Below are 13,809 nucleotides of genomic sequence, written 5' to 3'. Positions count from 1 at the left end.
GTGCTGCCGTGCTGCCGTGCTGCCGTGCTGCCGTGCTGCCGTGCTGCCGTGCTGCCGTGCTGCCGTGCTGCCGTGCTGCCGTGCTGCCGTGCTGCCGTGCTGCCTGTCTCGCCGAGACATCGGTTACCGAGTCACCCCGTCGGTCGGTCGATCGACTTTGCCGATCTGCCGACGAAGCGCGGCGCGCGAAGGCCTCCGCACTGGGCGTTCGTCCCCGGTTCTCGTGCTGGGCTGCGGCAGCCTTACTCGCTGGACCGCTGCGGGACCTCCGAATTCGCCAGTTGCCTTGAATCGCCGCGTAATCGGCAACGAGATCGGTCACTCACCGCAACGCACTCGTGGTCCTTCCGTCAGGTGATGACGGCCGAATACCCGAATAGACTGCGGCGCAGCGCGATCAGCGAGCCGCTTGGCAACGCTTCGCGAACTTGCTCAGCTGTTGGCAGTCCGTACGACATTGGACACCGGACGCAGCGCAAACTCTGGCGTTCGCCGTAAGTCGTTCGTGGTGGTGCCGCGCCTTATCGCGCGAAATGAGGTGTGCAACAAAGCAACATGTGGGCAGCGAGCAAGCTCAGAAATGCGGCGGTGGCCCGCGAAGTCCAAAACCGGAGCTGAACAGCAATCGCCGCGGCGCAGTGAGCGAGCCCACGGGTACTGCGTAATGGAAGACGAAGCACTCGCCCGGGCGAGTGCTGATCACTCGCACAGCGCGGTTCGCGGCCGAAACGGCTCTCCCGAAGCCGATTTCAGCACCGCGAATGAGCAGCGCCCCGACCGGAACAGCGACCAAGTGAGCCGCAAGCATGACCGAGGTCATTCCGGCGCTGTGCTGATGACCGGGCGACATCGTCAGCGCGACATGGCCGGCCGCTTGCCCGATCGCCAGCAGCCCCATCACCTCGGCAACCCCGAACTGAGGCCGCCGCACGCCCACCAGCACGCCGACAACCGTGCACGCGGCGATCAGCACCCCGATCGAAGACTGCCCAGGGGAGACGACCCCACCACCGACGGCATGCGCCGCGATACTCACCGCCCCCGACACCGACCCGACGAACGCACCACGCAACCGCCCCGTAGCCTCCGCCGATGTCCGCACCGGCCCATACTACTTCCGGTCGTACGTCCAGATCGCCCGCGTCCGCGCCTAGACCAGCACGGGCAGCAATTCTGGGCGCTTGGCTTCCTGCCCGTCTCCGGAGGACTCACCGCGCAGCCGGCGGCCGATCCACGGTGCCAGGTGGCGAGTAGCCCAACGCAGCTCCGTGGTCACCGCTTCGGCGTGCGACCGGTTCACCGCAGGCAACGGTTCGAGCCAGGAGTCGTCGGCGCCGGGAACGTCGAGCGCGGCGGCTAGGGCGCGGGCGACGATGTCGTGGCCTACCGGACTCAGATGGAGACGGTCTTTGTCCCACGCGGCGGGGTGAGTGGCGGCCAGGACCGGTTCGAAGTCGACGAGGGTTACTCCCGTGCGGGCGGCCAGCGCGCGCAGATCGGCGTTGAGGGTGTGCACGCGCCCGGACAGCGGCCGGGCGAAGGGCGCGATGGCGCCGATGTCCGGAAAGGTGAACGTCACCACCGTGGCGCCGGCGTCGGTGAGCGCGGTGAACATCGCCTCGATGTCGACGAGCAGCCCGGCGCGGTCGAAACGCGGCCGGATGATGTCATTCATACCCGCCACCACGGTGGCGAGGTCCGGCTTCAGTGCGAGGGCGGGCCCGAGCTGCTCGGCGCGGATCTCGGCGGCCCGCCGGCCGCGGACCGCGAGGTTGGCGTAGTGCAGGGCCGGGTTCGCGGTGGCGAGCAGGGCGGCGAACCGGTCGGCCCAGCCGTGGTATCCGCCGTGGCCGTCGGGGTCGCCGATGCCCTCGGTCTGGCTGTCGCCGAGCGTGACGAAACGGGTGAAGGCGGGTCCTCTGGTCGGCTCCACGTCGAGCTCCTGCGGTGTGCGTCGGCGGAATGCGCTACTGGCGCTCCGATTTTCGAGTCATCGTCGCACGCGTTCAGAGCGGCCGAAATCCCGACCCGATGCCGCCGCCCTGGTCGATGTCGTCCAGGACCATGCCGATCTGGGTAGCCACGGCGGGATCGTGCAGCGGTGCCACCGGCGGGTGGCAGACCATGTCGAACACGGTGACGCCGGCCACTTTCACGCCGATGTGCCCGACGTTCATGCCGACCAGTCGATCGCCGATGGTGACCGGTCCGCCGGAATCGCCCGGCTGGGAACAGGATTGGTTCTGGAACCACCAGCGATGCGTGTCCCACACGACGCCGCAGTTGTAGCCGGAGGTCCGCCCGTTCTTGCATACCACGTCACCCTGCTGCGGCGGCGCGCCGATGCCGCCGATCAGCGTCGCGGCGACCTGACGGACCGGAGCGACCTTGGCTCGGTCGAATTCGAGCACCGCGTAGTCGTCGAGATGATCGACGGCCGCGACGGTGCCGAGGACGCCCGCCTCCGGTACCCGCTCGGACCGCACCGACATGCCGACCTCCGTGCAGTGCCCCGCGGTGAGTCCCACCAGCCGATCCGCGCGGTCGTAGCCGATGGTGGTCAGCGTGCACACGCCGCGGCCGAGCAGGATCCCCGAACCGCCGCCGAGCGGCACCCCCGGCGATGCGCCGGCGACGTCGTGCGGGCCGGCCACGGCGAACGTCAGCGCCGCGACACCGAGGGCCAGTCGAATCCCGAACCGTTTCGGAGCAGCCACGTCGTACCCTTCATCCCGGGGATGGTGCAGGTCACGATCCTTTGCGCACGCCAGCGGTGGAGCCGCTCCGATTCTTTCAGACCGACCGGTTTCTACGGCGATGGATAACCGTTCCGTGATCAGATCTTGGGCGAAGCGCAACCGGGTGCCGCCGCTGGGGGAGGTCGGTGTGCACCGTGAAGGGATGTCGGGGTCGCTGATTTCCCTCGAGCCGAGGGGCAGATCACGCGCTGCGCAGTGGCGGCCGCAGCACTCGAGCTGGTCGTCGCTTCGGCCGGTTGCGGTTCCGCATCCGGCGCACCCCGACCCCGGTATACGGCGTGCTCGGGCAGATGCGGCTCGGCGTCCGCGACGGGCTCGGACTGTTCTCGGCGCCCTTGTCATACGGGGTATCGACCGGACGCACAACGGCGGCCAGTCGAATGTTCCCGTACCTCAAAGGAATTCGTCGAGGTGCGCCAGCAACGCCTCGGGTCGCTCCTCGGCGATGAAGTGCCCGCAGTCGGGAATCGCGGCGCCCCGGACATCTTCGGCGTATGCGCGCCAGATCTCCAGTGCCGGAATGTCTTCGAGGAAGCTGGCCGCGCCCCACAGGGCGAGCACCGGCATGGTGAGCCGGTGGCCGGCGTTCGTGTGGTCGTGCTCGGCGTCGAGGGCGGCGGCGCGGTAGTCGTCGAAACCCGCGCGCAGCGCGCCGGGTGTGCTGAAGGCGCGGATGTATTCGTCGATGGCTTCGCCGGGCAGGCCGTGTCGGTTGACCGTCCAGGTCTCGAAGAAGTAACGGAGATAGCCGGGAATGTCTTGGCCGACAAGACGTTCCGGCAGGTCCGGTTGCAGGTGGAACAGCCAGTGGAAGTAGCGGCGGCCGAGCGCGGCGTCCATCCGCCGCCAGGTTTCCCTGGTGGGAATGATGTCGAGCACGGCGAGCTTGCGGACCTGATCCGGGCGATCCAGCGCCCAGCGGTGCGCCACCCGCGCGCCGCGATCGTGCCCGACGACGGCCGCCGCGCCGAAGCCGAGCGATTCGATCAGGGCGGCCACGTCGGCGGCCATGCTGCGTTTGTCGTAACCGGTGGTCGGCTTGTCGGTATACCCGTAACCGCGCAGGTCAGGAGCGATCACAGTGTGCCGCTCGGCCAGGGCGGGCAGCACTTTGCGCCAGCAGTAACCGGTCTGTGGCCAACCGTGCAGCAACACCAGTGCCGGACCCGAGCCGGCGCGGCGGTAGTGCATATGAATGCCGTTCACGGTGGCGACCCCACGACTGATCTCGACCATAGGAGCATTCTCGGTCCGGCCGGGCGGCGACGGCGGCGGAATCGGATCAATCGCCTCGGCTGGCTGCGAAAGTCGCGGCGGGGGACGGACTCCGGGTTCGTTCGGCGCCGAGGTGGTCAGGGGGTGGGGGACACGGTTGCCGAGGTCGTCGGGGCCACGGTCGAGGTGGACGCGGGGGTGGTGGAGGTGGTGACGGTGGGCGCGATCGAGGTTGTCGTCGGTGGCGGGGTGGTCGGTAGCTGGGGTTCCGGGCAGGCTCCGGTCTGTTCGCCGATGGTGTTGATCTCGGCATCGGCACGCGGGTCTGCTGTGTAGTCGATCCGGTCGGTGCATTTGACGTGATGCTCGGCGGCCGGCTGCCGCGGTTCGGGGCAGACACCGGATTCTTCGCCGAGAGAGTTGATTTCGGCGTTCGCGCGGGGGTCGCCCGCGTAGTCGATGCGGTCGGTGCATTTGACGTAGCCGTCGGACGGCGGTTGCTGGACGGCCGCGGTACGGGGGACCGCGGCAGGTGCCGGTGGCCCGGGTGCCACGGCTGTTTGGGTGGGCGTGGCCTTGCCGCTGGAGGCCGTGGTGGTCAAGGGCGAGCTCGCGATGGGTGTCCTTGTGGCAGCGGGCTTGTCGCTGCTGCCGGACGAGCACCCGGTGAGGAGCATTGCCACTGCCGGAGCGAGCAGAGCTGCGGTAACGCTCTTCCGAGTCGATAAGTGCACGAGTCTCGTGCGGGCCATGTCTCCTCCTGGTACCCCGGTGAACCCTAATCGGCGCCGCCGACCGCCAGCAGACACCAGAATCACGGGGTTGGCCCACCGTCCGCGATGTGCCGACCGACGAATCCTCCGGTCTCACAACGCGATAGTCGCGCGGACCAGATTGTGATCGGACAGCCCGTCCGAATCCTCGACCGCCACATCGCGCACCGTCGCCCCGCGCACGACCACATGATCGATGAACTGCGACTTCGCCCCCGACGTCCGCGGACGGGTCGCCAGCGAGCCCGGGTCGGGTTCGGCAACGGTGAAGCCCGCGCCGAGACTCGACGCGACCGTCTCGCGGTCGACATTGAAGTCGCCCAGCAGAATCGCCGGGTATTCCGGTGCGGCGGAGGCCAATTCGGCCAGCCGGGCGAGCTGCTTCCCGCGCCGCCGGTCGCCGGTCACATGCGTCGCGATCACCACGACCCCGCCGGTACTGACCGCGAGCGCACCCTTCCCCGGATCGTCCGCGAACGACTCGGCGGTGATCTCCCGGCTCGGTCCCTCGACGATGAGCACCAAATGCTCACTCGGATCGCGCAGCGCGCTCGCGTGCCTGCGCGCGGTCGGCACCCGCACATACCGCATCGAGTGCACGGTCCGCCCCGGCAAGGCGGCCCGCAGGCTGAACAGTTGATCACCGCTGACCTCTTGCAGCGCCACGACCTGCTCGGGTCTGGCCGCCACCCGTTCGGTCACCGCGTCGATGCGGGCCGCCTCGTCCGGCCACCGGCTGGAGACGTCCTCGTACCAATTCTCGGCGTGGATACGGTGCAGAACGTTCCACGTGGCAACGGTGATCACAGGTCGCGATGCTAGGGGACCGCTCATCGGTGCTGTTCGGCGGAGCGGTATCCGCTCGAGTGATGTCGCCCGTGTATGGAGCGCGTGGTCGGTTCGGCGGCGTTCACGTCGAAGCGACTGGGGTATCGCCGCTTTCGTCGGTGATCCGGTCGAGGCGCGGGAACAGCAGCTCCTTGATCAGCAGCAGGACCGCCGCGGCTACCGGAATGGCGAGCAGTGCGCCGACGATGCCGAGCAGTGCGCCGCCGAGCAGTACCGCCACGACCGTCACCACCGCGGGCACCTGCACCGTGCGGCCCATGATCTTGGGCGCCAGCAGATAGTCCTCCACCAGTCGCAGGAAGATGAAGAACCCGACGGTGGCGAGGCTGACCGGCAGCGACACCGTCAGCGCGACCACCGCGATGATCACCCCGGCCAGCGTCGAACCGACCAGCGGGATCAGATCCAGTACCGCGACGAGCACCGAAAGTACCAGCGCGAACGGCACATCGAAGGTGAGCAGCCAGATGAAGGTGAGCACGGCGGTGATCAGCGAGATGAGCAGATTGCCGAGCACGTAGCCGCCGACCTTGGCGAAGATGGCGTCACCGATCAGGATCGCGCGTGGCCGGCGCGCGTGCGGGAAGAAGCGGTAGACGCTGGCGCGCAGGGCCGGGAAGTTGGCGGAGAAATAGGCGGTGAGCACGCTGAGGATGACCGCGCTGGTGATCGCGCCGAACACCACCTTTCCCGCGCCGAGCAGCCCACCCGTCCAGGAGGTGTCGGTGGTGATGCCCTGTTGCAGCTTCTCGTCCAGGTGGAGGCGTTCCGAAGTGCTGCGCACGATCGGATAGGTCTGCTCGAGGTGACGCAACTGATCGGGTGCGTGATCGATCAGCGCGCGGCCCTGATCGATCAGCGGGGTGATCGCGGCGGCGAGAAATCCGGCGAGGCCGGCCAGCACGCAGACGAAGACGATCGTCACGGCGATGCCGCGGCGGACGCGATGCCTGGTCATCCAGGAGACGACCGGCTCGATGCCGATCGCCAGGAACATCGCCGCGACCACGAGGACCAGTGCGTCGCGAGCGTCGAGGAGCAGGCGGGCGAAACCGACGGTGACGATGACGCCCGCCGCACCGGCCATGCCGATCATGAACGGGGACCAGCGATCGAAACGTTTGCCCGGCTTGCCGAGCGGATGCGTCGTGGTGCTGATCGCGGCGGCGTCGGCCTCGGCGGCGGTGATGACCGCGGGCTCGTCGGTGGCGTGCGGCTGGCCGACCCAATGGCTGTGGCCCGCATCGGCCGTGCCGTCGTCCACGGGGTTCTCTGTCGAATCGTTCACTGCGCGGGTCCTTCTGCTGTCACCACGCCATGGCAGCGGCGGGTGCTGGCTGCCTACCCGGTGCCGGGTCTTCGAAACAGGATCTATGCATACATGGCGATCTATGCATATGATGGTCGTATGAGTACACGGGAACGAGGCGAACACGCGCACGGCGGTGCACTGCTGGGGGAGCGGTCGGAGCTGATCTTCGCGATCGCGTCCGGCGTCACCTATGCCGGTGGCATGACGGCGAAGTACCTGGTATCCGCGCCGGAGTGGGTGGCGATCGCGCTCTTCGCGGCGACCTACTTCTTCGGTGGCTACTTCACCATTCGCACCGCGATCAACACCGTGCGCCGCGGGCGCTTCGAGGTCGATTTCCTGATGCTCGTCGCCGCGGTGGGTGCGGCCATGGTGGGCAAGTGGGCCGAGGGGTCGGTGCTGCTGTTCCTGTTCAGCCTCGGGCATGCGCTCGAGGAGTATGCGATGGGGCGTGCGCAGCGTTCGATCGAGGCGCTCGCCGAACTCGCACCCGATACCGCGTTGGTGCGTGGTGCGGACGGGGTGGTGCGTGAGGTCGGGGTGGATGCGCTCGCCATCGGCGATGTGGTTGTCGTGCTGCCGAACTCGCGGCTGGCCGCGGACGGCGTGGTGGTCGACGGCGTGAGCAGCGTGGACGAGTCGTCGGTGACCGGTGAGAGCATTCCGGTGGAGAAGGCGCCGATCGCCGACGCGGCCGCCGCGTTGGCGAGTAGTACGCCGGTGCCGGAATCGCATCGGGTGTTCGCGGGCACGATGAACGGCTCCGGCGCGATGGATGTGCTGGTGACCAGTCGGGCCGCCGACAGCATGCTGGCCAGGGTCATCACGATGGTCCGCGAGGCCGACACGCAGAAGTCGCCCACCCAGCGGTTCATCGATCGCTTCCAGCTGTTCTATGTGCCGGTCGTACTCGCCGGCGTGCTCGGCGTGCTGGCCTTCGGTGTGTTCGCCGCGTCGGAACCGTTCGCCGACAGCTTCTATCGGGCCATGGTCGTGCTCGTCGCCGCCAGCCCGTGTGCGCTGGCGATCGCTACGCCGAGCGCGGTGCTGGCCGGGATCGCGCGGGCCGCGCAGGCCGGTGTCCTCGCCAAGGGCGGCGGACCGCTCGAAACCCTCGGTCGCGTGCGGTCCATGGCGTTCGACAAGACCGGCACGCTGACCTGGGGGCAGCCGAAGGTCACCGACATCGTCGAGGCGCGTCCCGAGCTGCGGGACGAATTGATCGCCACGCTGTTCGCGGTCGAGTCCTACAGCGACCATCCCCTTGCGGGCGCGATCACCCGCGACCTCGCGCTGCTCGTGCCCGTGGGTACCGAACGCACCGCGACCTCCGTCAACTCGGTGACCGGTCGCGGCGTCACCGCGCTGGTCGACGGTCGCGCGACCGAAATCGGCAACCGCACCATGTTCTACGAACTCGATCCGGAAGGCGTGCCCAGCGAGATCGTTCGAATCGTCGACGAACTACACGAGCGTGGCCGCACCACGATGATCGTCCGGCACGCAGGCGTGTACCTCGGAGTCGTCGGCGTGATGGACGTTCCGCGCGCCGAGGCGGCGCCGGTCGTCGCCCGGCTACGTGAACTCGGCATCGACGACATCGTCCTCATCTCCGGCGACAATCAGCGCGTCGCCGACGCCGTCGCCGCCGACATGGGCCTCGACGCCGCACACGGCGGGCTGCTGCCCGAGGACAAGGTCACCATGATCGGCAAACTCGGTGGTCGCAGTGGGACCGCCATGGTCGGCGACGGCGTCAACGACGCCCCCGCCATGGTCAACGCGTCCGTCGGCATCGCCATGGGCGCAGGCGGTTCCGCGGTCGCCCTGGAGACCGCCGACATCGCGCTCATGGTCGACGACATCGGCCGCCTCCCGTTCGCCGTTGCCCTCAGCCGTCGCACCGCCCGCATCATCCGCCAAAACCTGACCTTCTCCCTCCTGATCGTCGCCGCCCTCGTCCCCGCCACCCTCCTCGGCCTCCCCATCGGCCCCGCAGTCTTCATCCACGAAGGCTCCACCCTCCTGGTAGTCGCAAACGCCCTGCGCCTACTGCGATTCCGCCGCGGCGCCGAACACGAGGGAATCGACCACGAGCCCCGGCCGTCCAACTGACCACCCGCCCGTAGCCGAGCGGACCGGCATGCGGTGCAACTAAGCACGTGCTGCCGAACATCCGCATACTCGCAACACCCCAAACAAACTGGTCAACGACAATCAACCCCGCCCCCACAGCACAACCCCCGACTCCGGATCGGAATAACTGGCACACAACGCCACAAGGCATCCGATGCCATTGCACCCCAACCCATTCGCTCAACGTGCTCGGGTCGGCTTTAGCCGACCCGGGCACACTCGTTGGGCTGGGCACACTCGTTGGGCTGGGCACACTCGTTGGGCCCGCGGCGAAGTAGGTCAGGCGGTCTGCCTGGCCGCCGTGAGCGCGGCGAGGGCCGGGCACACTCGTTGGGCCGAGCACGCCGGTTGGGCCGAGCACGCCGGTTGGGCTGGGCACGCCCGTTGGGCTGGGCACGCCCGTTGGGGCCGAGCACGCCTGCTGGGGACGAGCACACCTGCTAGGCCGAGCACGCCCGTTGCGCTGGGTTGCCCGCTTCGCCGGTTATGCCGCTTTGCCGAACACACTCGTTTCTTCAGGCGTGTCTGTTTGGTGGGTGGACCTCGTTTCGCCAGCCCGCACCCGTTTCGTCTGAGCCACCTGTTTCGCCGAGCATGCTGCGGACTGGTGGTCGAGTCGATTGGTGGGTTGCCGCAGTCGTTCGGCCAGCCGATCGATGGGCCAGACCGGTCGTGCTCGCAAGCGGCCGGCCGCGATTCGGATCGCCAGTGGAAGGTATCCGCACAGTCGAACTGTTTCCTGCACTGCGTCGGGTTCGGCCATTGCTCGGTCGTCGTTGACGATGGTGGTGAACAACGCGGTCGCGTCGGTGCGTGAGAGCACGTCGAGGGAAAGTGTGGTGGCGACCTCTAATTCGACCAGTCTGCGTCGGCTGGTGATCGGCACCAGGCAACTGGGCGGGGGCGCGCTTCGCCGAGATCTGGGCGGGCACCGGCGGCGAGCGGGACGAATAGTCGCCAACCGAGCGGGTTGGCGTAGGCGGAAACACAATTGCGCGCGCGGAGGCGTCCCACGCCACCGTTCGAAGGGGACGCTCTGAATCCCGGCGGACAGAAGCGGGGCGGAAAGCGAGTGCCAAACCGGTCGGATCCTTCGAGAACCCGAGCCGGGCGATCGGGCTGTCGGGGAGGACACCACGAAGGCAGTCACCGTGTCGTGACGGAACAACGGTGTCCCGCCCGGCGATTCGTACTGAATGTTATGACTGCCGCGAGGGACAAGATCGCGCCAACCTGCGAGTACCGGCTCAGCGACGTCCCACTCAGAGGCAGAGGGGGGCTATATGCGCGTCGAGTGGGACTTAGCTGTGCCGAATTGCGAGTAGCCGCTCTGTGGTGTCCCGTTCAATGGGCCGATATCGGCTATCGGGATGTCGAGCGGTGCAGGGCTGAGGCGAGTTGAGCGTGTCGGTTCCGGATGGTGCCGAGTACGACGATCCTCCGAGGATGGAGCGCGCGCCGAGAGAATGGCGCGAGGTTGCGATTGATTGCCCCGTAGGCTGGTACTGCGTTCGGCGGTCCCCAACGATCGGCCCGTCGGTCAGGACCACCCGCGCGCGTCGTCGAAACGTGGCCGCGGGATGGCCAATGGCGCTGTCCAGTCGCCGTGCCGAATGGCTAATAGCCGTTTTGTGATGTTCCGCTAGGTGGTCGGGGCGAGCGGGACGTGGCATATGTGCGTTAGCGGCGTCAGCTCAGGTGTGGTCGGGTTCAGGGTTCTCGATGGTGATATCAGCGGCGAGGTGGGGCTATGACTTCGCGCCGGGGTTCCGGTCCGATGATGCTGTGTTCGGTGGTTTGCGACGAGCGATCGATGCGTCGATCGTGACCGGTTCTGGTTGAACGCCTCGGCCAGCTGCCCGACCTTGTCGCGTGACGTCGCGCGACAAGGTCGGGTGTAGTCGCCGTGCGCCATGCGTTTGGCGGCCGCGGTCATCTCGCGCAGCGGTCTGGTGATGCCGTGGGCGAGGAACTGGGAATGGCGCGGACATCCGGGCGGGTGTGGGGTTGACCGTGCCGCGGCGGCATGGTGTGCACTGCGGTGGTGACCGACGTGATCATCCTCCACGGTGCCTGGCATCAGCCCGCTCATTACGACCATCTCGTCGGGCTGTTGCGTTCCGCGGATATGGAGGTGGAGGTGCCGGACCTCTACGAGTTGTCGCTGGATGACAGCACCGGTCTCGTGGCGGACATTGTCGCCGGGTCCGCCCGGCCGCCACTGGTGCTCGGACATTCCTTCGGCGGGGTGATCGCCGGAACGGTCCGCGGCGCGGCCGGATTGATCTTCTTGACCAGTTGGATCCTCGATGTCGGTGAGTCACCGGCGCAGCTGCTCGAAGCGGTCGCGCAGGAAACAGGTGCTCCCCCCGAAGGACTCGTCGTCGTTCCCGACAGTGGCGGTCGCCTATGCCTCGACCCCGTCGACGCACGAAAGAACCTCTACGGCGACGTCGACGAATCCACGGCCACGCGCGCGATCGAACTCCTCCGTCCGGAACCGCCCTCGATCTTCGGCGCCACGCCCACACAGGTGAGCTGGCACGACACTCCGTCCATCTACATCGCCGGCCGCGACGACCACACCATCCCCGCCCCGCTCATCACCCGCTTCGCCGCCCACTGCTCGATGTCGGAGACCTGGGAAACCGGCCACTCGCCCTACCTGAGCCAACCGGCCGTCGTCGCCGATCTGGTCCAAGGATGGTGGCGAACCAGTCAGGTCAACAAGCACTGACCCGCCCGGCGGTCCGAACAGCGCTGCGGCAGGATTGCCTGAAGACCGCGGCAATCCGAGTGCTGTCATAGTCCGGCGACCGGTGGGAATCGGGCCCGTCGACACCGAATCTCCACATTTGGTGCGGTACCTCTCCACAGAGCATGGCTAGGGTTCCGAGCATGGAACAGAGCGGAGCGGCTGGGGGACAGCTGGCGCGGCGGATTCTGGTGGTCGATGACGAGGTGACGATCGCGGAGTCGGTGGCGGCGCGGCTGCGGGCCGAGGGGTTCACCGTGGATGTGGCGCACGACGGACCGAGTGCGGTGGCCACAGCGTCAGCGGTCGCGCCCGACCTGGTGGTTCTCGATGTGATGCTGCCCGGCTTCGACGGACTCGAGGTGTGCCGGCGGATCCAGGCCGAACGTCCGGTGCCGGTCCTGATGCTGACCGCGCGCACGGACGAGACCGACCAACTCGTCGGACTCGGCGTCGGCGCCGACGACTACCTGACCAAGCCGTTCTCCCTGCGCGTTCTGACCGCCCGCGTGCACGCACTGCTTCGTCGCATGGACCGCGCCGCCGATCGCGACGGCGACACCATCGTCGTCGGCGACCTGCGCATCGAGGTCGACCAGCGCCGAGTCTGGCGCGCCGACGTCGAAGCCCAGCTCACCCCACTCGAATTCGACCTGCTCGCCCGCCTCGCCCGCCGCCCGCGCGTGGTCCTGGCCCGCGAACGCCTACTCGAGGAGGTCTGGGACTGGGCCGACGCGGCGGGCACCCGAGCCGTCGACAGTCACGTCAAGGCGTTGCGCCGCAAACTCGGCGCCGACCTGATCCGCACCGTGCACGGCGTCGGCTACGCGTTGGAGGCGCGATGAAACGCTCCCCGGCACCGCGATCGGCGGACGTCGCGCGGGACCTGCCGGGTGCCGAGGGAATCGACCAGCCGCGCCGGCGCAGGACGCTCATCGAACGGCTGCGCGCGCTCTCGGACTGGATCGCCGAGATCCTGCCGCGTCCCCTGGATCCGGTGCGATCGATCAAGGTGAAACTGGCGATCCTCATGTTGTGTGCGGGCGGCATCGCCTTCGGCTTCTTCCGCATCAAGATCGGCTGGCTGCCGCCGAAGACAACCCTGACCGCTGTCGGAATCGCGCTGGTCACCTCCCAGTTCCTCGCCCACGGCATCACCAGGCCGCTGCGCGAGATGACCGCGGCCGCCAAACGCATGGCGCACGGCGACTACACCCGACGCGTGCGCGCGACGTCACGCGACGAGGTCGGGCAGCTGGCCGCGGCGTTCAACCAGATGGCCGCGGACCTGGCCGCCGCCGATCAGCAGCGCCGCGACCTCATCGCGAACGTCTCGCACGAACTGCGCACGCCGATCACCGCGTTGAACGCGGTGCTGGAGAACCTCGTCGACGGTGTCTCCGAACCGGATCCGAAGACCTTGCGCACCGCGCTCGCCCAAACCGAGCGGCTGAGCCTGCTCGTCTCCGAACTACTCGATCTGTCCAGCATCGAGGCCGGCGCCTTTCCCCTCGACCGCGAAAGTCTCGATCTCGCACCGCTGTTGGCCGAGGTCGTCGCCGAGGCAGACGTCGCCGCCGCGGCTCTCGGGCGCGGTGTTCGATTCACGACCGACGTGCAGCCAAGCACCATAACGGTTTTCGCAGACCGTGCACGTTTGCATCAAGTGCTGCTCAACCTGCTCGACAACGCCGCCCGGCACGGTCCCGCGGGCGGCGAGGTCCGCGTCAGCGCCCGCCGGCAGTCCGGCAAAATGGTGATCGAGGTGTCCGACGACGGGCCAGGTATTCCGCCCGCCGAACGCGCCCGCGTCTTCGACCGGTTCACCCGCGGCGGCCGAACCGCAGGCGGCGGAACAGGTCTCGGCCTCGCCATTTCTCGCTGGATCGTCGACCTGCACGGCGGCACCATCGCGGTCGCCGACCCCGGCTCTCGTATCCGCGTGGTTCTGCCCGGCTACTGATCCGTCACATCCGTCCGGCCCGGAGCGATACGTCCCGGGGCGATCCC

Annotated in this window: 11 protein-coding genes and 1 pseudogene; 4 read left to right on the top strand and 8 right to left on the bottom strand. The window is 68.1% G+C overall.

The genetic code is table 11. From position 1 onward, the window contains the following. Positions 1-574 precede the first annotated feature (574 nt). From ACFQ9K_RS44365 to ACFQ9K_RS44335, 7 genes are all read right to left on the bottom strand, one after another. A complete protein-coding gene (locus ACFQ9K_RS44365; protein ID WP_378725486.1) occupies positions 575-1,102 on the bottom strand; it encodes a hypothetical protein in 528 nt (175 codons plus the stop codon). A gap of 48 nt (positions 1,103-1,150) precedes the next feature. Continuing rightward, a complete protein-coding gene (locus ACFQ9K_RS44360) occupies positions 1,151-1,933 on the bottom strand; it encodes an SGNH/GDSL hydrolase family protein (protein WP_378725484.1) in 783 nt (260 codons plus the stop codon). Positions 1,934-2,006: 73 nt separating this feature from the next. Beyond that, positions 2,007-2,717 (bottom strand): hypothetical protein, encoded by a 711-nt coding sequence (locus ACFQ9K_RS44355; protein WP_378725482.1) that lies wholly within the window; start codon positions 2,715-2,717, stop codon positions 2,007-2,009. 435 nt (positions 2,718-3,152) lie between these two features. Next, positions 3,153-3,995, bottom strand: a complete 843-nt coding sequence (locus ACFQ9K_RS44350; protein ID WP_378725480.1) for an alpha/beta fold hydrolase — start codon at positions 3,993-3,995, stop codon at positions 3,153-3,155. 116 nt (positions 3,996-4,111) lie between these two features. Beyond that, positions 4,112-4,576: a hypothetical protein gene (locus ACFQ9K_RS44345; protein ID WP_378725478.1), complete on the bottom strand. Its 465-nt coding sequence runs from the start codon at positions 4,574-4,576 to the stop codon at positions 4,112-4,114. Positions 4,577-4,840: 264 nt separating this feature from the next. Continuing rightward, positions 4,841-5,554, bottom strand: coding sequence for an endonuclease/exonuclease/phosphatase family protein (locus tag ACFQ9K_RS44340; protein WP_378725476.1), 714 nt, complete (start codon positions 5,552-5,554; stop codon positions 4,841-4,843). A 103-nt stretch (positions 5,555-5,657) separates the two neighbouring features. Then, a complete protein-coding gene (locus tag ACFQ9K_RS44335; RefSeq protein ID WP_378725474.1) occupies positions 5,658-6,884 on the bottom strand; it encodes an AI-2E family transporter in 1,227 nt (408 codons plus the stop codon). Between the two features lie 120 nt (positions 6,885-7,004). On the opposite strand from ACFQ9K_RS44335, the gene ACFQ9K_RS44330 reads away from it, so the two are divergent. Continuing rightward, positions 7,005-9,023: a heavy metal translocating P-type ATPase gene (locus ACFQ9K_RS44330; protein WP_378725472.1), complete on the top strand. Its 2,019-nt coding sequence runs from the start codon at positions 7,005-7,007 to the stop codon at positions 9,021-9,023. A 1,855-nt stretch (positions 9,024-10,878) separates the two neighbouring features. Here the strand turns inward: ACFQ9K_RS44330 and ACFQ9K_RS44325 are convergent. After that, positions 10,879-11,022, bottom strand: a pseudogene (locus tag ACFQ9K_RS44325) (HAMP domain-containing protein); the annotation flags it as partial. A 66-nt stretch (positions 11,023-11,088) separates the two neighbouring features. On the opposite strand from ACFQ9K_RS44325, the gene ACFQ9K_RS44320 reads away from it, so the two are divergent. The 3 genes from ACFQ9K_RS44320 (at position 11,089) to ACFQ9K_RS44310 (ending at position 13,762) form a co-directional block, all read left to right on the top strand. Then, complete coding sequence (locus tag ACFQ9K_RS44320) at positions 11,089-11,781, top strand: alpha/beta hydrolase (protein WP_378721977.1); 693 nt, start codon at positions 11,089-11,091, stop codon at positions 11,779-11,781. 161 nt (positions 11,782-11,942) lie between these two features. After that, entirely contained in the window at positions 11,943-12,644 is a 702-nt protein-coding gene (locus ACFQ9K_RS44315; RefSeq protein ID WP_378721976.1) for a response regulator, read from the top strand. Further along, entirely contained in the window at positions 12,641-13,762 is a 1,122-nt protein-coding gene (locus ACFQ9K_RS44310; RefSeq protein WP_378721975.1) for an ATP-binding protein, read from the top strand. Before ACFQ9K_RS44315 ends, ACFQ9K_RS44310 begins: the two co-directional genes overlap by 4 nt. The last annotated feature ends 47 nt before the right edge of the window (positions 13,763-13,809 follow it).

The organism is Nocardia sp. NPDC056564, from assembly GCF_042793755.1.
Taxonomy (GTDB): domain Bacteria; phylum Actinomycetota; class Actinomycetes; order Mycobacteriales; family Mycobacteriaceae; genus Nocardia.
Note: the sequence above shows the minus strand (reverse complement) of the source record. Positions and strands in the feature narration are given on the sequence as shown.